Here is a 22945-nt window from a genome sequence, read left to right as displayed (position 1 = left end):
GCCATGCTCGGCTGCCGATCGAGGACCCGCACCAGGACCGTTCCTGTCCCCACGGCCGGCTGAGCCGATGGGTGCCGATCGCGCATACGCGTACGGCGCCGCCGCCGGCGTCCTCGGTGACCTGCTCCTCGGCGATCCGCGCCGCGGGCATCCGGTCGCCGTGTTCGGCCGGGCGGCCGGGGCCGTGGAACGCGCCCTGTGGCACGACCACCGTGGCTGGGGCGCCCTGCACACCGCCGTGTGCGCCGGTGGCGCCGTCGCCCTCGGCGCGCTGACCGCACGCGCCGTACGCCCCTCCCGCACCGCTTCCGCCGCGCTGACCGCCGCCGCCACCTGGACCGTCGTCGGCGGCACCTCGCTCGCCCGGGAGGCCCGCGCCATCGGGCGTGCCCTTGAGGCCGGGGACGTCGAGGCCGCCCGGGCCCGGCTGCCGCACCTGTGCGGCCGGGACCCGCAGGCGCTGGACGCCGACGGCATCGCCCGGGCCGTGGTCGAGTCGGTCGCCGAGAACACCTCCGACGCCGTGGTCGGCGCGCTCGTCTGGGGCGCCGTGGCCGGGGTGCCGGGGCTGCTCGGGTTCCGGGCGGTCAACACCCTGGACGCGATGGTGGGTCACAAGTCGCCCCGCCACCGGCGCTACGGCTGGGCCTCCGCCCGCCTGGACGACGTCGCCGGCTGGCCGGGGGCCCGGCTGACCGCGGTACTCGCCGCCGTGGCCGGACCCGATCCGCGCGGCGCCCTGCGCGCCTGGCGGGCGGACGCGCGCAGGCATCCGAGCCCCAACGCCGGGCCCGTGGAAGCCAGCTTCGCGGGCGCCCTCGGCGTGCGCCTGGGCGGCACGCTCTCCTACGGCGGCCGGGTCGAACACCGCCCGGTGCTGAACGGCGCCACCGGACGGCCGGTCCGCGTCACCGACATCGACCGGGCCGTACGGCTCTCGCGCCGCGTCGGCCTGCTCGCGCTCGGCACCACGCTGGCCGCGCGCGCAATGATGAAAGGACGTGGGAAGTGAACGGTGGTCTCCTCGTCGCCGGCACCACCTCCGACGCGGGCAAGAGCGTCGTGACGGCCGGCATCTGCCGCTGGCTGGTCCGCCAGGGCGTGAAGGTCGCGCCGTTCAAGGCGCAGAACATGTCCCTGAACTCGTTCGTGACGCGCGAGGGCGCGGAGATCGGCCGGGCGCAGGCCATGCAGGCCCAGGCCTGCAGGGTCGAGCCGACCGCGCTGATGAACCCGGTGCTGCTCAAGCCGGGCGGCGAGCAGAGCAGCCAGGTGGTGCTGCTGGGCAGGCCGGTGGGCGAGCTCAGCGCGCGCGGGTACCACGGCGGGCGCCAGCAGCGGCTGCTGGGCACGGTGCTGGACTGCCTCGCGGAGTTGCGGGGCACGTATGACGCGGTGATCTGTGAGGGGGCGGGGAGTCCGGCCGAGATCAACCTGCGGCGGACCGACATCGTCAACATGGGGATCGCGCGGAACGCGCGGCTGCCCGTGCTCGTCGTCGGCGACATCGACCGCGGGGGCGTGTTCGCCTCCTTCTTCGGCACCGTCGCCCTGCTCTCCCCGGAGGACCAGGAGCTGGTGGCCGGGTTCCTGGTGAACAAGTTCCGGGGCGATGTCGGCCTGCTGGAGCCGGGGTTGGACATGCTCCAGGACCTCACCGGGCGGCGGACGTACGGCGTGCTGCCCTTCCGGCACGGGCTCGGCATCGACGAGGAGGACGGACTGAGGGTGTCCCTGCGGGGCACGGTCCGGGAGTCCGCCGTGACGCCGCCGGTCGGCGAGGACGTGCTGCGGGTCGCCGTGTGCGCGGTCCCGCTGATGTCCAACTTCACCGACGTGGACGCGCTGGCCGCCGAACCGGGCGTGGTCGTACGGTTCGTGGACCGCCCGGAGGAGCTGGCGGACGCCGATCTCGTCGTCGTCCCGGGCACGCGCGGGACCGTACGGGCGTTGGAGTGGCTGCGGGAGCGGGGGCTGGCGGACGCGCTCGTCCGCCGGGCCGCCGAGGGACGCCCCGTCCTCGGTGTCTGCGGCGGCTTCCAGATCCTCGGCGAGCACATCGAGGACGACGTCGAGAGCCGGCGCGGTCATGTCGACGGGCTCGGCGTCCTGCCCGTCCGGGTGCGCTTCGCCCGCGAGAAGACCCTCACCCGGCCCAGCGGCGAAGCCCTCGGCGAGCGGGTCGACGGCTACGAGATCCACCACGGGGTGGCCACGGTCGAGGGCGGCGAACCCTTCCTGGACGGCTGCCGGGTGGGCCAGACCTGGGGCACCCACTGGCACGGCTCACTGGAGTCGGACGGCTTCCGGCGGGCCTTCCTGCGCGAGGTGGCCGCCGCCGCGGGCCGCCGCTTCGTGCCCGCCCCGGACACCTCCTTCGCCGCGCTGCGCGAGGAGCAGCTCGACCGGCTCGGCGACCTGATCGAACAGCACGCGGACACGGACGCGCTGTGGCGGCTCATCGAGTCGGGCGCGCCGCAAGGACTGCCTTTCATTCCACCGGGAGCGCCCGCATGAGCACAGTGTTGTTGTTGTCGACCGCCGACACGGACCTGCTGGCCGCCCGGGCGTCCGGCGCCGGCTACCGCATCGGCAATCCGACCCGCGTCGACGTCGCCGGGGAGCTGCCGGGCCTGATCGAGGGCGCGGACCTCGCCGTCGTACGGCTGCTGGGCGGCAAGCGGGCCTGGGAGGACGGGTTGGCCGCGCTGAAGGCGTCCGGCGTCCCGACCGTACTGCTGGGCGGCGAGGCCGTGCCGGACGCCGAGCTGATGGCGGAGTCGTCGGTGCCGGCCGGTGTGGTCGCGGAGGCGCTGAAGTACCTGGTCGAGGGCGGTCCCGCGAACCTGCTGGAGCTGTCCCGGTTCCTGTCGGACACCGTGCTGCTCACCGGCGAGGGCTTCGAGGAGCCGCGCCGGATGCCGGAGTTCGGCGTGCACGGCGCGTACGAGGTCCGGGAGGGCCGGCCGACCGTGGGCGTGCTCTTCTACCGGGCGCACGAACTGAGCGGCAACACCGCCTTCGTGGACACCCTGTGCGAGGCGATCGAGGCGCGTGGCGCCAACGCCCTCCCGGTGTACTGCGGTTCGCTGCGCGGCGCGGACCCCGCCCTGTACGAACTGCTGGGGCGGGCCGACGCGCTCGTGGCCACCGTGCTCGCGGCCGGCGGGACGCACGCCTCCCAGGCGTCGGCGGGCGGTGACGAGGAGTCCTGGGACGTCGGCGCGCTCGCCGAGCTGGACATCCCCGTGCTGCAAGGGCTCTGCCTCACCTCCTCGCGGGCCGCGTGGGAGGAGTCCGACGCGGCCCTGTCCCCCATGGACGCGGCGATGCAGGTCGCGATCCCGGAGTTCGACGGCCGGCTGATCACCGTGCCGTTCTCCTTCAAGGAGCAGGGCCCCGACGAGGTGCCGGTGTACGTCGCCGACCCCGAGCGGGCCGCCCGCGTGGCCGGGATCGCCCTCAGGCACGCCCGGCTGAAGCACAAGCCGAACGCGGAGAAGAGGATCGCGCTGGTCTTCACGGCGTACCCGACCAAGCACTCCCGGGTCGGCAACGCGGTCGGGCTGGACACGCCGGCGTCGGCGGTCCGGGTGCTGGACGCGCTGCGGGACGCCGGGTACGGGGTCACCGGCTACCCCTCGGGCGGCGACGAGCTGATCCACCGGCTGATCGAGGCCGGCGGGCACGACGTGGAGTGGCTGACCGAGGAGCAGTTGGCGGCAGCGCCCGCGCGGGTGCCGCTCGCGGACTACCGGGCGTGGTTCGAGAGGCTGGACCCCGGGCTGCGGGACGCGATGACCGAGGCGTGGGGCGAGCCGCCGGGCAGCCTGTACGTGGACGGCGACGACATCGTGCTCGCCTCGCTGCGGTTCGGGAACGTCGTGGTGATGATCCAGCCGCCGCGTGGCTTCGGGGAGAACCCGATCGCGATCTACCACGACCCGGACATGCCGCCGTCGCACCACTACATGGCGGCGTACCGGTGGCTCGACAACTCGTTCGGCGCCGACGCGATCGTGCACATGGGCAAGCACGGCACGATGGAGTGGCTGCCGGGCAAGGGCCTGGGCCTGAGCGCCGGGTGCGCGCCGGACGCCGTCCTCGGCGACCTGCCGCTCGTCTACCCGTTCATCGTCAACGACCCCGGCGAGGGCACCCAGGCCAAGCGGCGCGGGCACGCCACGGTGGTCGACCACCTGGTGCCGCCGATGGCCCGCGCGGACACCTACGGCGACCTGGCCAAGCTGGAGCAGCTCCTCGACGAGTACGCGCTCGTCTCCGACCTCGACCCGGCGAAGGCCCCGGCCGTCCGCGCCCAGATCTGGACGCTGGTCAAGGCGGCGGAGCTGCACCACGACCTGCACGTGGACGAGCAGCCGGACGACGACGCGTTCGACGAGTTCGTCATGCACATCGACGGCTACCTGTGCGAGATCAAGGACGTGCAGATCCGCGACGGCCTGCACATCCTCGGCGGCGGCCCGGTCGGCGAACCGCGCGTGAACCTCGTGCTGGCCGTGCTGCGCGCCTCCCAGGTGTGGGGCGGCCGGGCGAACGCGCTGCCCGGTCTGCGGGCCGCGCTGGCGGCGCACTTCGGCCTGGTGGAGAAGGAGCTGCTGGCCGAGCCGGGCGCCCCGGTGAAGGTGCCGGTGGAGCTGACGGACCTGGTCGACGGGCCGTCCCGGACCGCCGCCGACACCATCGACCTGCTGGAGCAGTTGTGCCGGCGGATCGCGGAGGGCATGGAGGCGCGGGCCTGGGACCGTACGGTCGTCCCCGCCGTCCTGCGGGGCGTGCTCGGCGCCGAACTCCCCGACGCGGTCGCCGTGCTGGAGTTCGCGTGCGACGAGGTCGTTCCCCGGCTGGCGCGGACCACCGACGAGATCGGGCACATCCTGCGGGCGCTGGACGGCGGCTACGTCCCGGCGGGCCCGTCGGGCTCCCCGACCCGTGGCCTGGTCAACGTGCTGCCGACGGGCCGCAACTTCTACTCGGTCGACCCCAAGGCGATCCCGTCCCGGCTGAGCTGGGAGGTGGGCCAGTCGCTGGCGGACTCGCTGGTGCAGCGGTATCTCCAGGACACCGGCGCGTACCCGAAGTCGGTGGGTCTCACGGTGTGGGGCACGTCCGCGATGCGCACCCAGGGCGACGACATCGCCGAGATCCTGGCCCTGCTGGGCTGCCGCCCGGTGTGGGACGACGCCTCGCGCCGGGTGACCGGCTTCGAGGTGGTCCCGCTCGCGGAGCTGGGGCGCCCGCGCATCGACGTCACCGTCCGCATCTCCGGATTCTTCCGGGACGCGTTCCCGCACGTGGTCGGGCTGATCGACGACGCGGTGCGGGCGGTGGCGGAGCTGCCGGAGCCGGCCGAGTCCAACTACGTGCGGGCGCACGTGGAGGAGGACGCGGCCGAGCACGGCGACCGGCGCCGGGCCACGGCACGGATCTTCGGCTCGAAGCCGGGGGCCTACGGCGCCGGTCTGCTGCCGCTGATCGACGCGCGGAACTGGCGCAGCGACGCCGACCTGGCCGAGGTGTACGCCGTCTGGGGCGGCTACGCCTACGGGCGCGGGCTCGACGGGCGGGCGGCGCGCGGGGACATGGAGACGGCGTTCCGGCGGATCGCGGTGGCGGCGAAGAACGTCGACACCCGTGAGCACGACCTGGTCGACGCGGACGACTACTTCCAGTACCACGGCGGCATGGTCGCCATGGTCCGGCATCTGACGGGCGCCAACCCCGAGGCGTACGTGGGCGATTCGGCGGTGCCGGACCAGGTGCGGACCCGGACGCTGGGCGAGGAGACGCACCGCGTGTTCCGGGCGCGCGTGGTCAACCCGCGCTGGATGGCGGCGATGCGCCGGCACGGCTACAAGGGCGCCTTCGAGATGGCGGCGACCGTGGACTACCTCTTCGGCTACGACGCCACGGCGGGCGTGGTCGACGACTGGATGTACGAGAAGCTCAGCGCCGAGTACGTCTTCGACCCGGAGAACCGGGACTTCATGAAGAAGTCCAACCCGTGGGCGCTGCGCGGAATCACCGAGCGGCTGCTGGAGGCGGCGGACCGGGGCCTGTGGGCGGAGCCGGACGCGGACACGCTGGAGCGGCTGCGCGCCACCTATCTGGAGCTGGAAGGCGACTTGGAGGGCGACCAGTGACCACCCCGTTCCCCTTTACGGCCGTCGTCGGCCAGGACGATCTGCGGCTCGCGCTGCTGCTGAACGCCGTGTCACCGGCGGTCGGCGGTGTGCTGGTGCGCGGCGAGAAGGGCACCGCGAAGTCCACGGCGGTCCGGGCGCTGTCGGCGCTGCTGCCGGAGGTGGCCGTCGTCCCCGGGTGCCGGTTCTCGTGTGATCCGGCCTCGCCCGACCCCGGCTGCCCGGACGGGCCGCACGAGTCCGGCAAGGGCGCGCAGCGCCCCGCGCGGATGGTCGAGCTGCCCGTCGGCGCCTCCGAGGACCGGCTCGTCGGCGCCCTCGACATCGAGCGGGCGCTGGCCGAGGGCGTGAAGGCCTTCGAGCCGGGCCTGCTGGCCGACGCGCACCGGGGCATCCTCTACGTCGACGAGGTGAATCTGCTCCACGACCACCTGGTCGACCTGCTGCTGGACGCGGCGGCGATGGGTGCCTCGTACGTGGAGCGCGAGGGCGTGTCCGTGCGCCACGCGGCCCGGTTCCTGCTCGTCGGCACCATGAACCCCGAGGAGGGCGAGCTGCGTCCGCAGTTGCTGGACCGGTTCGGGCTGACCGTGGAGGTGGCCGCCTCCCGGGAACCGGAGCAGCGGGTGGAGGTCGTCCGGCGCCGGCTGGCGTACGACGACGATCCGGCCGCCTTCGCCGCGCGCTGGGCCGGTGAGGAGGCCGCCGTACGGCAGCGGATCGTGGCGGCACGGGAGTTGCTGCCGCAGGTGCGCCTCGGCGACGGGGCGCTGCGGCAGATCGCGGCGACCTGCGCGGCCTTCGAGGTGGACGGCATGCGCGCCGACATCGTGATGGCCCGTACGGCGACCGCGCTGGCCGCGTGGGCCGGGCGGACCGATGTGCTCGCGGAGGACGTGCGGCAGGCCGCGCTGCTGGCGCTGCCCCACCGCAGGCGGCGGAACCCGTTCGACGCGCCGGGTCTGGACGAGGACAAGCTGGACGAGACGCTGGAGCAGTTCTCCGGGGACGACGGGGACGGCGACGACGACCCCGACGGCCCCGGCGGTCCGGGCGGGGGCGGCGGACAGCCGGCGCCCGACAGCGGTCCGCAGGACGACGGCGGCGGCGCCGCGCGGCCCGAGGCCGGTGAGGGCGGGCAGCCGCAGGCGTCCGGCGGGCAGGAGCAGTCGGCCGCACGGGCCGCCGAACCCTTCCGTGCCAAGGCGCTGACCGTCCCCGGCGTCGGCGAGGGTACCGCCGGGCGGCGGTCACGGGCGCGGACCGAGCACGGGCGGACCACCGGGGCCCGGCGGCCCCAGGGGGCGCTGACCAAGCTGCACGTGGCGGCGACCGTCCAGGCCGCCGCGCCGCACCAGCGGGCGCGGGGCAGGTCCGGGCCGGGGCTGGTCGTGCGGCGGGACGATCTGCGGCAGGCGGTCCGTGAGGGGCGCGAGGGGAACCTCGTGCTGTTCGTGGTGGACGCCTCGGGGTCGATGGCGGCGCGGCAGCGGATGAGCGCCGTGAAGGGGGCCGTGCTGTCGCTGCTGCTGGACGCCTACCAGCGGCGGGACAAGGTGGGGCTCGTGACCTTCCGGGGGTCGGCGGCCGAGGTCGCGCTGCCGCCGACGTCGTCCGTCGACGCCGCCGCCGCGCGGCTGGAGTCGCTGCCGACCGGGGGGCGTACGCCGCTCGCCGCCGGGCTGCTGAAGGCGCACGAGGTGCTGCGGGTGGAGCGGCTGCGGGATCCGGCGCGCCGGGCGCTGGTGGTCGTGGTGACCGACGGCCGGGCCACCGGCGGCCCCGAGCCGGTCGCGCTGGCCGGGCGGGCCGCGCGGCTGTTCGCGGCCGAGCAGGTCGCCTCGGTGGTCGTGGACTGCGAGTCGGGGCCGGTGCGGCTCGGGCTCGCCGGTCAGCTGGCCGGTGAGCTGGGCGGTACGGCCGTCACGCTGGACGAGCTGCGGGCCGACTCGATCGCCGGGCTGGTCAGGGATGTGCAGGGGACGTCGAGGAGGGCCGCGTAATGCCGCAGGGACAGCCGAGTGTCGTACCGGACGACGGACTGACGACCCGTCAGCGCCGCAACCGTCCGCTGGTCGTCGTGCACACGGGCGTCGGCAAGGGCAAGTCCACCGCCGCGTTCGGGCTCGCGCTGCGCGCCTGGAACCAGGGGTGGCCCATCGGGGTGTTCCAGTTCGTCAAGTCCGCGAAGTGGAAGGTCGGCGAGGAGAACGCGCTCCGGGTGCTCGGCGCCTCCGGCGAGGGCGGGAGCGTCGACTGGCACAAGATGGGCGAGGGCTGGTCGTGGGTCCAGCGCGACGCGCAGATGGACAACGAGGAGAAGGCCCGCGAGGGCTGGGAGCAGGTCAAGCGGGACCTGGCCGCCGAGACGTACCGGCTGTACGTGCTCGACGAGTTCGCGTACCCGATGCACTGGGGCTGGGTCGACACCGACGAGGTCATCGACGTGCTGCGCGGCCGTCCCGGCACCCAGCACGTGGTGATCACCGGACGGAACGCCCCGGAGAAGCTGGTGGACTTCGCCGACCTCGTCACCGACATGTCCAAGGTCAAGCACCCCATGGACGTGGGGCAGAAGGGCCAGAAGGGCATCGAGTGGTGATGTCCGTCCCCCGGCTGGTCATCGCCGCGCCCTGCTCGGGCAGCGGCAAGACCACCGTCGCCACGGGGCTGATGGCCGCGTTCGCCGCGCGGGGGCTCGCCGTGTCCCCGCACAAGGTCGGGCCGGACTACATCGACCCCGGGTACCACGCTCTCGCGACCGGGCGGGTGGGGCGCAACCTGGACGCGTACCTGTGCGGGCCGGAGCTGGTCGCTCCGCTGTTCCTGCACGGGGCGCGGGGGTGTGACCTCGCCGTGGTCGAAGGCGTGATGGGGCTGTACGACGGGGCCGCCGGCGAGGGTGAGCTGGCGTCCACCGCGCACGTCGCCAAGCTGTTGCGGGCGCCGGTCGTGCTCGTCGTGGACGCCTCGTCGCAGTCGCGGTCGGTGGCGGCGCTGGTGCACGGGTTCGCCTCGTGGGACCCGGAGGTGCGGGTCGGGGGCGTGATCCTGAACAAGGTCGCCTCTGACCGGCACGAGTCGCTCCTGCGGGAGGCGCTGGACTCGGCGGGGGTCCCCGTTCTCGGGGTGCTGCGGCGGGTGGCCCAGGTGGAGACGCCGTCGCGGCACCTGGGGCTGGTACCGGTCGCCGAACGGCGTTCCGCGGCGGTCGAAGCGGTGGCTTCGATGGCTGACCAGGTGCTACGGGGGTGTGACCTGGCCGCTCTGGAGGGGCTTGCCCGGAGTGCCGGTGCCCTCCCAGAGGGCTCCGCCCCCTGGGCCCCCGGGTTGCCCGCCCGCGACCACCCGTCTCGGTCGGCCGACAGGCGCCGGCCCGTGGTTGCCGTTGCCGGTGGGGAGGCCTTCACCTTCTCCTACGCCGAGCACACCGAACTGCTCACCGCCGCCGGTGCCGAGGTCGTCGCCTTCGACCCGCTGCGGGACGAGCGGCTGCCCGAGGGAACCGCCGGGCTGGTCATCGGAGGCGGGTTCCCCGAGGTGTACGCCGCCGAGCTGTCCGCCAACGAGCCCCTGCGCAGGGCGGTTGCCGAACTGGCCCTCTCCGGTGCCCCCGTGGCCGCCGAATGCGCCGGGCTGCTCTACCTGAGCCGCGAGCTGGACGGGCAGCCCATGTGCGGCGTGCTCGACGCCAGCGCGCGGATGACCGAGCGGCTGACCCTCGGTTACCGGGACGCCGTGGCCGTCGGTGACAGTGCGCTGGCGCCGGCCGGGACGCGGATGCGGGGCCACGAGTTCCACCGCACCGTCGTCGAGCCGGGCGCCGGTGCCGCTCCCGCCTGGGGCGTACGGGCCCCGGTCCGGCGGGTCGAAGGTTTCGTGCAGCAGGGCGTGCACGCGAGTTATCTGCACACGCACTGGGCGTCCGAGCCCGGTGTCGCCCGTCGGTTCGTGGAGAGGTGCCGGACGTCATGAGCAGCAGGCTGGTCGGGGTCGGGGTCGGTCCCGGTGATCCGGAGCTGGTGACCGTGAAGGGGGTCAACGCCCTGCGGGCCGCCGATGTCGTCGTCGTACCCGTCATGGCCGCCGCTGACGGAAAGGACGGCGGGGAACCCGGGCGGGCCGAGGCGACCGTGTTGCACTACGTGCCCGGGGAGAAGGTCGTCCGGGTGGTGTTCGCGCTGAACGAGCGGACCGACCGGGCCCGGCGCGAGGCGGCCTGGGACGCGGCCGGGCAGCGGGTCGCCGAGCTGCTCGAAGCGCACGGGTCGGTCGCGTTCGCCACCATCGGCGATCCGAACGTGTACTCGACGTTCACCTATCTCGCGCAGACCATCGCGGAGCTGGTGCCGGGTGTCGTCGTGGAGACCGTGCCCGGTATCACCGCCATGCAGGATCTCGCGGCGCGGTCCGGGGCCGTGCTGACCGAGGGCACCGAGCCGCTGACCCTCGTGCCGGTGACGGCCGGGTCGGCGGTGCTGAAGGAGGCGCTGGCCGGGCCGGGGACGGTCGTGGCGTACAAGTTCGGGCGGCAGGCCGCCGAGGTCGCGGAGGCGCTGCGGGAGACCGGGCGGCTCGGGGGCGCGGTGTGGGGCTCGGCCCTGGGGCTGCCGGAGGAGTCGGTGCGGCCGGCCGCCGAGCTGGACGGGGCACCGCTGCCGTACCTGTCGACGCTGATCGCGCCGCCGCGCAGGGACGGCGGCCGGGGCGGAAAGCTGTGACCCGGTCCGGGTCACCCCGTGACGCCCACCACCAGCCAGATGAAGGCCGCGCCCGCGACCGTGCACAGCAGGGTCGAACGGGCGGGGTGCTCATGGTGGGCCTCGGGGAGGATCTCCGCCGCGGCGAGGTACAGCAGTGCGCCGGCGAACAGGCCGAGATAGCCGCCGAGGACGCCCTCCGGGATGGTGAGGAACGCGGACGCGGCGGCTCCGGCGACGGGTGCGACCGCGTCCGCGAAGAGCATGGCCAGGGCCTTGCGGCGGGCGTTGCCGTACAGGCTGGTGAGGGTGAAGGTGTTGAAGCCGTCCGCGAAGTCGTGGGCGATGACGGCGAGCGCGACCGCGGTGCCCATGCCGCTGCCCACCTGGAACGACGCGCCGATCGCCACGCCGTCCATCAGGCTGTGGCCCACCATCGCCGCGGCCGCCGTCAGGCCCACCTCGGGGGCCCGGTGGTTGTGTTCGGCGGCGCCGTGCGCGGCGCGGCGGGCCGCCAGCAGGCGTTCCACCAGATGGGCGAGGAGGAAGCCGGCCAGGAACAGCAGGAGTGCGGCCGGGACGCCGTGGACCTCGGTGCCCGCCGCCCGGAGCGCCTCCGGCAGCAGGTCCAGGCCGACCACGCCCAGCATCAGCCCGCCGGCCAGGCCCAGCACCAGATGGCGGCGGTCGGTCACGCGCTGTGCCGTCCAGCCGCCGGCCAGCGTCATCAGGAACGCGCCGAGCGCGACGAAGACCGCCATACGCCCTTGCTATCGGATCGACCCGCGTTCCCGCACGTCCGACAGCCACAACCGCAGTACTCGTAGGAGAGGACCGATTCCCATGGCCGATGCCCCCACCGGCAAGGTGACCTTCGTCGGTGCCGGCCCCGGCGCCGCCGACCTGCTGACGTTCCGTGCCGCGCGGGCCATCGCCGAGGCCGACGTCGTGATCTGGGCGGCGAGCCTGGTCCAGGCGGAGGTCCTGGAACACGCCCGCGAGGACGCCGAGGTCCTGGACTCGGCGACCATGTCGCTGGAGGACGTCGTCGCGGTGTACCGACGCGCGTCCGAGGAGGGGCTCAGGGTGGCCCGTATCCACTCCGGCGACCCCGCCCTGTGGGGCGGCACCCAGGAGCAGCTGGACCGCTGTCAGGAGATCGGCATCGCGACCGAGGTCGTCCCGGGCGTGTCCTCCTTCTCCGCCGTGGCCGCGCTCGCGCAGCGCGAGCTGACGATTCCCGAGGTCGCGCAGTCCGTGGTGCTGACCCGGCTGGGCGGGGGCAAGACGCCGATGCCGCCCGGTGAGGAGGTGCGCGAGTTCGCCCGCCACGGCACCACCATGGCGATCTTCCTGTCGGCGGCGCGCAGCGGGCAGCTCGTGCGGGAGCTGCTGGAGGGCGGCTACCCGACGAGCACCCCGGTGGTGATCGCCCACCAGGCGACCTGGCCGGAGGAGCTGATCGTGAAGTGCACGATCGGCACGCTGGAGGAGACGGTCAAGGAGCACCGGCTCTGGAAGCACACGCTGTTCCTGGTCGGCCCGGCGCTCGACGCGCGCGGGACGCGTTCGCACCTGTACCACCCGGGTCACTTCCACGGCTACCGGAAGGCCGACCCCGAGGCGCGGCGGGCGCTGCGCGAGCAGAGGGCGAAGAGTTGATCACGGTCGTCGGTGCGGGGACCGGTGCGCCGGTGCCCGAGGACGTGCTGGCCGGGGCCGCGCTGGTCGTCGGCGGTCGGCGGCACCTGGACGCCGTACGGCTGCCCGAGGGGGCGGAGCGGGTGGTCCTCGGTCCGCTGGCGCCCGCCCTGGACACCATCGCCGGGTACGTCGGCAAGGAGCTGCCGGTGGTCGTGCTGGCGTCCGGTGACCCGGGGTTCTTCGGGATCGTGCGGGCGCTGGCCGAGCGGTTCGGGTCCGGGCTGCTGGACGTGCGGCCGGGGGTGTCCTCGGTGGCCACCGCGTTCGCCCGGATCGGGCTGCCCTGGGACGACGCGGTCGTGGTCAGCGCGCACGGCCGGGAGCTGCGGACGGCGGTGAACGTGTGCCGGGCGCGGCCGAAGGTGGCCGTGCTGACCGGGCCGGGCGCCGGTCCGGCCGAGCTGGGGGCCGCGCTCCCCGGTGACCGGACCCTGGTGGTCGCGACCGCGCTCGGCGATCCTCGGCGTGAGCGCGTGGAGCGGGTGACGGCCGCCGAGGCGGCGGCCCGGGACTGGGGCACGGCGGTGAGCGTGGTGCTGTGCCTGGACGAGGCGCGGGCGCTCGGTGCGGTGCGGACGGTGGCCGGGGTGCCCGGGGCGCCGGACCGGTGGGCCCTGGAGGAGGACGCGTTCGCGCACCGGGACTCGATGATCACCAAGTTCGAGGTGCGGGCACTGGCCCTGGCCCGGCTGGGGCCGCGCCTGGGTGACCTGGTGTGGGACGTGGGCGCCGGGTCGGGCTCGGTCGCGGTGGAGTGCGCGCGGCTGGGTGCCGCGGTCGTCGCCGTCGAGAAGACCCCGGACGGGGTGGCGCGCGTCCGGGCCAACGCGGACGCCCACGGCGTCGACGTGGACGTGGTGCACGGCTCGGCTCCGGACGCCCTGGCGGGGCTGGCCGGCGATCCCGACGCGGTGTTCGTCGGCGGCGGGGGCCGGGAGCTGCCCGCCGTGGTGAGCGCGTGCGCGCGGCGGGCCCGGCGGACGGTCGTCGTCGCCATGGCCGCCCTGGACCGGGTGCCGGCGGCCCGGCAGGCGCTGACGGAGGCCGGGTTCGGCTGCGACGGGGTGCTGTTGCAGTCCTCGCGTCTCGCGCCGCTGCCGGGTGACGTGACCCGGCTGGCGGCCACCAATCCTGTGTTCCTGCTGTGGGGCGTGAGAACCCCGGCGTCTAGTGAAGGAGTGGTCCAGTGATCGGCCTCATTTCCGCCACCGCGGCGGGGGCGGTGGCGCGGGACCGGCTGGCCGCGGCCTGGCCGGGGCGTACGCGCGTGTACGAGGGTCCCGTCGGGGAGGCCGTACGGGCCGCGTTCGCGGAGTGCGAGCAGCTGGTGTGCTTCCTCGCGACCGGGGCGGTGGTACGGCTGCTCGCGCCGCTGCTCGCCGGGAAGGCGGCCGACCCGGGTGTGGTGTGCGTGGACGAGGGCGGCCGGTTCGCGGTGTCGCTGCTCGGCGGGCACGGCGGCGGCGCCAACGCGCTCGCCCGCGAGGTGGGCGAGGTGCTGGGCGCCGAGCCGGTGGTGACGACCGCGACGGACGCCGCCGGACTGCCGGGCCTGGACACGCTCGGCCTGCCGTACGAGGGGGCGGTCGCGGCCGTCTCCCGGGCCTTGCTGGACGGCGAACCGGTCGCGCTGGAGGCGGAGGTGGCGTGGCCGCTGCCGCCGCTGCCGGTCGCGCCCCAGGGGGCGTACACGATCCGGGTGACCGACCGGGCCGTCGCGGCGGGCGAACGGGAGGTGCTGCTGCGGCCGCCGTCGCTGGTGGTCGGGGTCGGCGCGTCGAAGGGCGCGCCGGCCGAGGAGGTCCTCGGTCTGGTCGAGGAGGCGCTGCGGGAGGCGGGGCTCTCGCCGCGGTCGGTCGCCGAGCTGGCCACCGTGGACGCCAAGGCGGAGGAGCCGGGCATCGTGGCCGCCGCCGAACGGCTCGGGGTGCCCCTGGTGACGTACTCCGCCGAGGAGCTGGCGGCGGTCGGGGTGCCCAACCCGTCGGACGCGCCGCTCGCGGCCGTCGGCACCCCGTCGGTCGCGGAGGCCGCAGCGCTGGTCCGGGGCGGTGAACTCCTCGTGCCCAAGCGGAAGTCGGAGCGCGCCGACGGGCAGCCGGCGATGGCGACCTGTGCGGTGGTACGGCGTCCGGGGCGCGGACGGCTCGCGGTCGTCGGCCTCGGGCCGGGCGCCCGGGACCTGCTCACCCCGCGCGCGGCGGCCGAGCTGCGGCGGGCGTCGGTGCTGGTCGGGCTCGACCAGTACGTGGACCAGATCCGCGATCTGCTGCGGCCCGGCACCCGGGTGCTGGAGTCGGGGCTCGGCGCGGAGGAGGAGCGGGCCCGGACGGCGGTCGCCGAAGCCCGTGAGGGGCACGCGGTGGCGCTGATCGGCAGCGGGGACGCGGGCGTGTACGCCATGGCCTCCCCGGCGCTCGCCGAGGCCTCCGACGACATCGACGTGGTCGGGGTGCCCGGGGTGACGGCCGCGCTGGCCGCCGGGGCGGTCCTGGGCGCGCCGCTGGGCCACGATCACGTGTCCATCAGCCTGTCCGACCTGCACACGCCGTGGGAGGTCATCGAGCGCCGGGTGCGCGCGGCGGCCGAGTCGGACCTCGTCGTCACCTTCTACAACCCGCGCTCCCGGGGCCGTGACTGGCAGCTTCCCAAGGCGCTCGCGATCCTCGCCGAACACCGGGAGCCGACGACGCCGGTGGGCGTCGTACGCAACGCCTCCCGGCCGGACGAGGCAGGCCGGGTGACCACACTCGCCGCACTGGACCCGACGACGGTGGACATGATGACGGTCGTCACCGTGGGCAACACGGCGACCCGTGAGATCGCGGGGCGCATGGTGACGCCGCGCGGCTACCGCTGGCAGGAGGACCCGAAGTGAACCGCGTCGTCCACCCGATCGAGCAGGAGTCCTACCGGCGGCTGCGCGCCCGTCTGGACACCTCGCACTTCCCGCCGCTGACCCGGGCGGTGGTGGAGCGGGTCATCCACTCGGCCGCCGACCTGGAGTACGCGAACGACCTCGTCATGGACGAGGGCGAGTTGGTGACGGCGCACGCGGCGCTGCACGCCGGGGCGCCGGTGGTCGTGGACGTCGAGATGGTGGCCGCCGGGATCACCCGGCGCGAGACCGTCTGCCGGCTGAGGGACGCGGTGGCCGGGCCGGGGCTGACCCGGTCGGCGCACGCGATCCGGCTCGCGTACGAGCAGGTCGGTCCCGGTGCCCTCTGGGTGATCGGCAACGCGCCGACCGCGCTGGAGGAACTGCTGACCCTCGACGCCGCCCCTGCGCTCGTCATCGGACTGCCCGTCGGCTTCGTCGGCGCGGTCGAGTCCAAGGCCGCGTTGCGGATGAGCGGGCTGCCCGCCGTGAGCAACGTGTCCGAGAAGGGCGGGTCGGCGGTCGCGTCCGCCGCGCTCAACGCCCTGCTGTACCACCCCGTTCCACACTCCGAGGAGACCTCGTGACCACCCCGCCCGCCCTGCTCATCGCCGGCCACGGCACCCGTGACGACGCCGGAGCCGAGGCGTTCCGCGACTTCGTCCGGGAGCTGGGGCGCCGCCACCCCGGACTGCCCGTCGCCGGCGGCTTCATCGAACTGTCCCCGCCGCCGCTGGGCGAGGCCGTCACCGAGCTGGTCGAACAGGGCGTACGCCGGTTCGCCGCCGTGCCGCTGATGCTGGTGTCCGCCGGGCACGCCAAGGGGGACATCCCGGCGGCGCTGGCCCGTGAGAAGGAGCGCCACCCGGGCATCTCGTACACCTACGGCCGTCCGCTGGGCCCCCACCCGGCGCTGCTGAACGTGCTGGAGCGGCGGCTGGACGAGGCGCTGGACGGCACGGACCGCTCGGAGACGACCGTGCTGCTGGTCGGGCGCGGCTCCACCGACCCCGACGCCAACGCCGAGGTGTTCAAGGCGGCGCGGCTGCTGTGGGAGGGCCGGGGATACGCCGGGGTGGAGACGGCGTTCGTGTCGCTCGCGGCGCCGGACGTGCCGGGCGGGCTGGACCGGTGCGCGGCGCTGGGGGCGCGGCGGATCGTCGTACTCCCCTACTTCCTCTTCACCGGCATCCTGCCGGACCGGGTGCGGCAGCAGACCGAGGAGTGGGCCGCCGCGCACCCGGAGGCCGAGGTGCGCTCGGCCGACGTCATCGGACCCGAGCCGGAGCTGCTGGACCTGGTGATGGAGCGGTACGAGGAGGCCGTCAAGGGCGATCTGCGGATGAACTGCGACTCGTGCGTGTACCGGATCGCGCTGCCGGGCTTCGAGGACAAGGTCGGGCTGCCGCAGCAGCCGCACTTCCACCCGGACGACGACGACCACCACCACGGGCACCACCATCACGGGGGGCACTCGCACAGCCATGCGCACTGAGGCGACCGGCGGGTCCGGGCACGATCTGCGGCACCACGGGGACGCCGAAGTGCGGGACGACGGGGCCGCGCTGGTCGACCTCGCCGTCAACGTCCGCGCGGACACGCCTCCGGCGTGGCTGCGGGAGGAGATCGCCGGTTCGCTGTCGTCCCTCGCGGCCTACCCGGACGGGCGGGCCGCGCGGGCGGCGGTGGCGGCGCGGCACGGGCTGCCGGTGGAGCGGGTGCTGCTGACGGCGGGGGCTGCGGAGGCGTTCGTGCTGCTCGCCCGCGCGCTGAAGGTCCGCCGGCCTGTCGTCGTGCACCCGCAGTTCACCGAGCCGGAGGCCGCGCTGCGGGACGCCGGGCACACCGTGGACCGGGTGCTGCTGCGGGAGGAGGACGGGTTCCGGCTGGACCCGGCGGCCGTGCCGGAGGACGCCGACCTGGTGGTGATCGGCAACCCCACGAATCCGACGTCGGTGCTGCATCCGGCGCAGACGATCGTCCGACTGGCCCGTCCGGGGCGGACGTTGGTGGTGGACGAGGCGTTCATGGACGCGGTGCCGGGTGAGCGGGAGGCGCTGGCCGGGCGGACCGGTGTGCCGGGGCTCGTCGTGCTGCGCAGCCTCACCAAGACCTGGGGGCTGGCCGGGCTGCGCATCGGGTACGTCCTGGCCGCGCCCGAGGTGATCGCCGAGCTGGAGCGGGCCCAGCCCTTGTGGCCGGTGTCGACCCCGGCGCTGGCGGCCGCGGAGGCGTGTGTGGCGCCGAGGGCGCTGGCGGAGGCCGGGCACGCGGCGCATCGCATCGCCGGGGACCGGGCGCACCTGGTGGCCGGGCTGGCCGCGTTCGCCGCTCGCGGAGTGCGGGTGGTGGAGCCGGCGGAGGGGCCTTTCGTGCTGGTGCGTATGCCGGGGGCCGCCGGGGTACGGCGGCGGTTGCGGGAGCTCGGTCATGCGGTCCGGAGGGGGGACACGTTTCCCGGGCTCGGGGAGGAGTGGGTGCGGGTCGCCGTGCGGGACCGGGCGACGGTGAACGGGTTCCTGCGGGCGCTGTCGGCGGCACTGGATTCGCCCACCCATCCGTCCGACCCGCCCGGCTGACAGGCCGAGGCACCGACCGGCGCCCCGGCTCGCCTCGTTGAGCGGCGAGGGAGGTGCGCCGGGCCACGCCGGGCGGCCGGGGCACCCGGCCCGGGCCACGAAGCCGGGCGGTGACCGGCGCCACCCGCGACCAGTCACCGACCGACCGCGCCCCCCGGCACCAGCCGGGCCACCGCCGGCGTGCTCCCCCAGCCACGACCAGCCGCCCGGCAGCCCCCCCCTCCCGGCACCGGTCGAGCCGCCGCCCCCGTCAGCTCTTGCGGCGTCGGGTCAGGGCCACCGCTCCCCCGCCCGCCAGCAGCAGGGCCAGTGCGCCGCCCGCGATGTACGGGGTCGCCGAGCTGCCGCCGGTCTCCGCGAGGTCCGCTTGGGCGGGGGCGCCCTGGGGGCGGGGTCCGCCGGCCGGGTCGTGGCTCGGTACCGGGGTCTTGGTGGGCGGGGCCATCGGGGACTCGCAGGTGGCCTTGGCCAGGGTGACCGTGCCCTCGACGTCGGCCACGTTGAGCTTCAGGGGGTTGACCGAGACCTTGAGTTCCAGGGCGGTCGCGGCGGCCGTACGGGTCGTGGTGCTCCGCTGGGAGAGGTCGAGGCGGACCTCTCCGACGCCGGGCACCTTCACCTCGGACGGGCCGCCGGCGGTGAGGGTGACGCGCTTGCCGAGGACGGTGACGGCGCCGAGGACGTTCGCCGAGGCGACCGGTGCCTTGCCGACCTCGCAGGTCGCCTTGGCGGTGATCGTGTCGGCCTCGATCAGGGACAGCAGGGGCAGGCCGGGCACGTGCAGCTTGGCGTGGGCGACCCGGACCGAGCCCTCGGCGCGCCGTGCGGTCACCGTGGCCCTGGCCTGGGCGACGTCCGCGCCGAGGACGGTGAACGGCTTGCCGCCGTTCACGCCGTCGAGCCGGGCGGACAGCGCGGTCCGGTCGGCGCTCTGCGGTGCCTGGACCTCGTTGAGGGAGACCGCGAGCGGGACGTTCACGGTCTTGTTGAGCAGGGACACGTCGAGCCCGGTGCGCAGGACGACGGCGGAGGCGCGGCCGTGGTCACCGGTCGCGTGCGCGGCGCCCGCGCCCCCCAGGACCACGGGCGCCGAGGCGAGGGCCGTGGCCGTCGCGAGGACGGTGAGACGGCGTGCGGGCATGCGGAAGTTGTTGCTGTTCAAGGCGGTGGGACCCCCAGACGGAACATGCTTGGGACCCGTCAACCTTGTCCCCGGTGTGGGTGAACGGTCAGCGTTCCGGGGTGACTTCACTCAAACGTGGATTTTCCGCACGCCGATTCGATTCCAGGGCGAAATCGGCGGGATCACGGGAACGTCTACTCGACCACCCGTCCGTTCAGCAGCACCCGCCGGGGTGCCGCCAGCACCCGCACGTCCGCCCGGGGATCGGCCTCGTACACCACGAGGTCGGCCGGGGCGCCCTCCTCCAGTCCGGGCCGGCCGAGCCAGGCGCGGGCGGCCCAGCTCGTGGCGGCGAGCGCGTCGACCGGCGGGATGCCGGCGGCGACCAGTTCGGCGACCTCCTCCGCGACCAGCCCGTGCGGCAGGGTGCCGCCGGCGTCCGTGCCGACGAAGACCGGGATGCCGGCGTCGTAGGCGCCGCGCACGGTGTCGTAACGCCGCTCGTGCAGCCGGCGCATATGGGCGGACCAGCGCGGGAACTTCTTCTCACCGCCGTCCGCGAGCCGGGGGAAGGTGGCGATGTTGACGAGGGTCGGGACGATCGCGACGCCCCGCTCGGCGAACAGCGGGATCAGGTCCTCGGTGAGGCCGGTGGCGTGCTCGATGCAGTCGATGCCCGCCTCGACCAGGTCGCGCAGGGAGTTCTCGGCGAAGCAGTGGGCGGTGACCCGGGCGCCGAGCCGGTGCGCCTCGGCGATGGCCGCCTCCACCGCCTCGCGGGGCCAGCAGGGGGCCAGGTCGCCGAGGTCGCGGTCGATCCAGTCGCCGACCAGCTTGACCCAGCCGTCGCCGCGCCGGGCCTCCCGGGCGACGTGGGCGACGAGGTCGTCCGGCTCGATCTCCCAGGCGTAGTTGCGGATGTAGCGGCGGGTGCGGGCGATGTGCCGGCCCGCCCGGATGATCTTCGGGAGGTCCTCGCGGTCGTCGATCCAGCGGGTGTCGGAGGGCGAGCCCGCGTCGCGGAGCAGCAGGGTGCCCGTCTCGCGGTCGGTGAGCGCCTGCTTCTCGGCGGTGTCCGCGTCTACCGGACCCTCGGCGCCCAGGCCCACATGGCAGTGGGCGTCGACCAGGCCGGGCAGCGCCCAGCCCTCGACGGTGGTGATGTCGCGGGCCCCGGCGGGGCGGTCGTAGGAGACGCGGCCCCCGACCACCCACAGCTCGTCACGGACGTCGTCCGGCCCCACCAGGACCCGGCCCTTCACGTGCAGCACCGCACCATCGCTCATGCTCGCACCTTAACGACCTACGGCTCGGACTTCCCCACCTGGTCGGAGGTCTCCTCCTCGACCTCGGCCATCGCCGGGTCGAGCAGCCGGGAGAGGAAGTGCCGGGTGCGCTCGTGCTGCGGGTCGCCGATGACCCGGTCCGGGCTGCCGTCCTCGACGATCACACCGCCGTCCATGAAGACGACCCGGTCGGCGACCTCGCGGGCGAAGGTCATCTCGTGGGTGACGACCATCATCGTCATGCCCTCCCGCGCGAGCCGGCGCATGACGGCCAGGACGTCCCCGACCAGCTCGGGGTCGAGCGCGGAGGTCGGCTCGTCGAAGAGCATCACCTCGGGGCCCATGGCGAGCGCGCGGGCGATGGCGACGCGCTGCTGCTGGCCGCCGGAGAGGGAGGACGGGTAGGCGTCCGCCTTCTCCGAGAGGCCGACGCGGGCGAGGTTCTCGGCGGCGACGCGCGCGGCGGTCTCCTTGTCCCGCCCGAGGACGCGGCGCTGCGGCAGCGTGAGGTTCTCGGTGACGTTCAGGTGCGGGAAGAGGTTGAACTGCTGGAAGACCATGCCGATGCGGCGGCGTACGGCGTCGATGTCGACGTCGGGGTCGGTCACCTCGGTGCCGCCGACGAAGACCTGCCCCTTGGTGGGCTCCTCCAGCAGGTTCACGCAGCGCAGCAGCGTGGACTTGCCGGATCCTGAGGGGCCGATGACGCAGACGACCTCGCCCTGGCCGATCTCCAGGTCGATGCCGCGCAGCACCTCGTTGTCGCCGAAGGACTTGTGCAGTCCGCGGACCTCGATCTCCGGGCGGCTCACCGGATCGCCTCCTGGGCCTTGGATTCCATACGGCGGACGACGAAGCTGAGCGGGATGGTGACCAGCAGGTAGCACAGGCCCGCGACCAGGATCGGCGTGGAGTTGGCGGTCGTGCTGGCGAGGTCGCGGCCGAACTTGGACAGTTCCCGCTCCTCCAGGGTGACACCGAGGAACAGCACCAGCGAGGAGTCCTTGAACAGCAGGACGAGTTCGTTGGTGAGCGGCGGCAGGATGATCCGGAAGGCCTGCGGGATGATGATGGACACCATGGCCTTCGCGGGCGAGAAGCCGAGCGAACGGGCCGCCTCCATCTGCCCCTTGGGCACGGCCTGGATGCCGGCCCGGATGGTCTCCGCCATGTACGCGGCCGAGACCAGGCCGAGCGCGAGGGCGACCTTGCCGTAGGTGCCGCCCGGGATCTCCGTGCCGGGGAAGGCGAGGGGCACGGCGACACCGACGAAGATGAAGATCAGCAGGGCGGGCAGCCCGCGGAAGATCTCGATGTAGACGCTCGCCAGCCAGCGGTAGGGGCCCACGGAGGACAGCCGCATCAGCGCGATGACCATGCCCAGGACGAGTCCGACGACGAAGCCGGACAGCGTGTAGAGCACGGTGTTCTTCAGCGCCAGCGTGATGACGTCCGGGAACATCTGCTTCGCGATGTCCGCCTGGGCGAACTGGTTCTGGAGCCGGCCCCAGTCGGCCGTGACCGCGAAGGCGATCACGGCGGCGGCGAAGACGGCGTACTGGACGCCGCGCGACAGGCCGCGCTTCTGACGCCGGGTCAGTCCCTTCTTCTTCGGCTGGAGGGCTGTGTCCGTGTCGGTCATGAGGCGGCGGGAGAGGCGACGGAGGCCTCGTACGGGCCGATCCACTGCTCGTAGATCTTCTTGTAGGTGCCGTCGGCCTTGGCGGTCCTGATCGCCTTGTTGATGGCGTCGAGCAGCGCCTTGTTGCCCTTCTTGACGGTGAAGCCGTACTGCTCACCGGTCTTGAGGTTGTCCACGACCTTGAACTTGTCCGCGTTGGCCTTGTCCTTCAGCCAGCCCTGGACGACCGGGTAGTCGATGACGACGGCCTGGACCTGGCCGGTGCGCAGGCCGTTGAGGACGGCGTCGGAGGACTCGAAGGAGATCGGGTCGTAGCCCTTGCTCTTGACGTAGTCCTCGCCGGTGGTCTGCGCCTGGGCGCCGAGCTTCTTGCCCTTGGCCTTGACGTCGGCGAGCGAGTTGATCCCGCTGTTCTTGTCGACGAGGACGGCCTGGGTGGCCTCGAAGTACGGGTCGGAGAAGTCGACGTTCTTCTTGCGCTCGGCGGTGATGGTCATGCCGGCGGCGGCCAGGTCGCACTCGCCCGAGTTCAGGAAGGCGCCCGTCTTGAAGTTCTCGAAGGGCGTGTCGAGGATCTGCTGCTTGACGCCGAGATCCTTGGCGACGAGGTCGATGAGGGAGACGTCGAAGCCCTGCACCTTGCCGTTCACCTCCGACTGGAACGGCGGGTACGGCAGGTGGGTGCAGGTGGTCAGCTGACCGCCCTTGACCAGGTGGACGCCCTTGACCGTGGTCTTGCCGCTCCCCGAGTCGCTGGAGGAGCAGCCGGCCGCGACGAGCACGAGTGCGGCGGTCGCGGTGGTGGCGGCCAGAAGGCGGGTCCGGCGCCCGACGAGCGTTTTCATGGGGGAGATCTCCTGTCGGGGAAC

Annotated in this window: 19 protein-coding genes; 13 read left to right on the top strand and 6 right to left on the bottom strand. The window is 74.1% G+C overall.

The window, feature by feature from the left end; genetic code table 11:
- Positions 1 to 67: 67 nt before the first annotated feature.
- Genes C3492_RS19615 through cobI form a run of 7 tightly spaced genes read left to right on the top strand, consistent with a single transcriptional unit; the run spans position 68 to position 10885 of the window.
- Positions 68 to 1012, top strand: a complete 945-nt coding sequence (locus C3492_RS19615) for a cobalamin biosynthesis protein (RefSeq protein ID WP_103813036.1) — start codon at positions 68 to 70, stop codon at positions 1010 to 1012.
- Positions 1009 to 2517, top strand: a complete 1509-nt coding sequence (locus tag C3492_RS19610) for a cobyric acid synthase (RefSeq protein WP_103813035.1) — start codon at positions 1009 to 1011, stop codon at positions 2515 to 2517. Before C3492_RS19615 ends, C3492_RS19610 begins: the two co-directional genes overlap by 4 nt.
- The gene (cobN, locus tag C3492_RS19605; RefSeq protein WP_103813034.1) at positions 2514 to 6164 is read left to right on the top strand and encodes a cobaltochelatase subunit CobN; all 3651 of its coding nucleotides are present in this window, start codon (positions 2514 to 2516) and stop codon (positions 6162 to 6164) included. The genes C3492_RS19610 and cobN overlap by 4 nt, the downstream gene beginning before the upstream one ends.
- On the top strand, positions 6161 to 8167 hold the full coding sequence (locus C3492_RS19600) for a putative cobaltochelatase (protein WP_103813033.1): 2007 nt from the start codon (positions 6161 to 6163) through the stop codon (positions 8165 to 8167). The genes cobN and C3492_RS19600 overlap by 4 nt, the downstream gene beginning before the upstream one ends.
- Positions 8167 to 8766: a cob(I)yrinic acid a,c-diamide adenosyltransferase gene (gene cobO / locus C3492_RS19595; RefSeq protein ID WP_103813032.1), complete on the top strand. Its 600-nt coding sequence runs from the start codon at positions 8167 to 8169 to the stop codon at positions 8764 to 8766. Before C3492_RS19600 ends, cobO begins: the two co-directional genes overlap by 1 nt.
- A complete protein-coding gene (locus C3492_RS19590) occupies positions 8766 to 10139 on the top strand; it encodes a cobyrinate a,c-diamide synthase (RefSeq protein WP_181140449.1) in 1374 nt (457 codons plus the stop codon). The genes cobO and C3492_RS19590 overlap by 1 nt, the downstream gene beginning before the upstream one ends.
- The gene (cobI, locus tag C3492_RS19585; RefSeq protein ID WP_103813095.1) at positions 10136 to 10885 is read left to right on the top strand and encodes a precorrin-2 C(20)-methyltransferase; all 750 of its coding nucleotides are present in this window, start codon (positions 10136 to 10138) and stop codon (positions 10883 to 10885) included. Before C3492_RS19590 ends, cobI begins: the two co-directional genes overlap by 4 nt.
- An 11-nt stretch (positions 10886 to 10896) precedes the next feature.
- Here the strand turns inward: cobI and C3492_RS19580 are convergent, their stop codons facing one another.
- Positions 10897 to 11625, bottom strand: coding sequence for a ZIP family metal transporter (locus C3492_RS19580; RefSeq protein WP_103813030.1), 729 nt, complete (start codon positions 11623 to 11625; stop codon positions 10897 to 10899).
- Between the two features lie 82 nt (positions 11626 to 11707).
- Between C3492_RS19580 and cobM the strand changes: the two genes are divergently transcribed.
- From cobM to cobC, 6 genes are read left to right on the top strand one after another with little or no spacing between them, the layout of a single operon-like run.
- Positions 11708 to 12526 (top strand): precorrin-4 C(11)-methyltransferase, encoded by an 819-nt coding sequence (cobM, locus tag C3492_RS19575; protein ID WP_103813029.1) that lies wholly within the window; start codon positions 11708 to 11710, stop codon positions 12524 to 12526.
- Positions 12523 to 13758, top strand: a complete 1236-nt coding sequence (gene cbiE, locus C3492_RS19570) for a precorrin-6y C5,15-methyltransferase (decarboxylating) subunit CbiE (protein WP_103813028.1) — start codon at positions 12523 to 12525, stop codon at positions 13756 to 13758. The genes cobM and cbiE overlap by 4 nt, the downstream gene beginning before the upstream one ends.
- On the top strand, positions 13755 to 15446 hold the full coding sequence (cobJ, locus tag C3492_RS19565) for a precorrin-3B C(17)-methyltransferase (protein ID WP_103813027.1): 1692 nt from the start codon (positions 13755 to 13757) through the stop codon (positions 15444 to 15446). Before cbiE ends, cobJ begins: the two co-directional genes overlap by 4 nt.
- Entirely contained in the window at positions 15443 to 16033 is a 591-nt protein-coding gene (locus tag C3492_RS19560; protein ID WP_103813026.1) for a precorrin-8X methylmutase, read from the top strand. The genes cobJ and C3492_RS19560 overlap by 4 nt, the downstream gene beginning before the upstream one ends.
- Entirely contained in the window at positions 16030 to 16941 is a 912-nt protein-coding gene (locus C3492_RS19555) for a sirohydrochlorin chelatase (RefSeq protein WP_103813025.1), read from the top strand. The genes C3492_RS19560 and C3492_RS19555 overlap by 4 nt, the downstream gene beginning before the upstream one ends.
- Positions 16931 to 18025: an Rv2231c family pyridoxal phosphate-dependent protein CobC gene (cobC, locus tag C3492_RS19550; RefSeq protein ID WP_103813024.1), complete on the top strand. Its 1095-nt coding sequence runs from the start codon at positions 16931 to 16933 to the stop codon at positions 18023 to 18025. The genes C3492_RS19555 and cobC overlap by 11 nt, the downstream gene beginning before the upstream one ends.
- A 250-nt stretch (positions 18026 to 18275) precedes the next feature.
- On the opposite strand, the gene C3492_RS19545 is transcribed toward cobC, so the two are convergent.
- The 5 genes from C3492_RS19545 to C3492_RS19525 form a co-directional block, all read right to left on the bottom strand.
- Positions 18276 to 19187 carry an SCO1860 family LAETG-anchored protein gene (locus tag C3492_RS19545; RefSeq protein ID WP_103813023.1) on the bottom strand — a complete coding sequence of 304 codons (912 nt, stop codon included), beginning with the start codon at positions 19185 to 19187 and terminating at the stop codon, positions 18276 to 18278.
- A 155-nt stretch (positions 19188 to 19342) separates the two neighbouring features.
- Complete coding sequence (locus C3492_RS19540) at positions 19343 to 20434, bottom strand: amidohydrolase family protein (protein ID WP_103813022.1); 1092 nt, start codon at positions 20432 to 20434, stop codon at positions 19343 to 19345.
- A 17-nt stretch (positions 20435 to 20451) separates the two neighbouring features.
- Positions 20452 to 21246 carry an amino acid ABC transporter ATP-binding protein gene (locus C3492_RS19535; RefSeq protein WP_103813021.1) on the bottom strand — a complete coding sequence of 265 codons (795 nt, stop codon included), beginning with the start codon at positions 21244 to 21246 and terminating at the stop codon, positions 20452 to 20454.
- Positions 21243 to 22076 carry an amino acid ABC transporter permease gene (locus tag C3492_RS19530; RefSeq protein WP_103813020.1) on the bottom strand — a complete coding sequence of 278 codons (834 nt, stop codon included), beginning with the start codon at positions 22074 to 22076 and terminating at the stop codon, positions 21243 to 21245. Before C3492_RS19530 ends, C3492_RS19535 begins: the two co-directional genes overlap by 4 nt.
- On the bottom strand, positions 22073 to 22921 hold the full coding sequence (locus C3492_RS19525; RefSeq protein ID WP_103813019.1) for a transporter substrate-binding domain-containing protein: 849 nt from the start codon (positions 22919 to 22921) through the stop codon (positions 22073 to 22075). Before C3492_RS19525 ends, C3492_RS19530 begins: the two co-directional genes overlap by 4 nt.
- Between the last annotated feature and the right edge of the window lie 24 nt (positions 22922 to 22945).

This window comes from Streptomyces sp. Ru62 (genome assembly GCF_002920615.1).
Lineage (GTDB): Bacteria > Actinomycetota > Actinomycetes > Streptomycetales > Streptomycetaceae > Streptomyces.
Note: the sequence above shows the minus strand (reverse complement) of the source record. Positions and strands in the feature narration are given on the sequence as shown.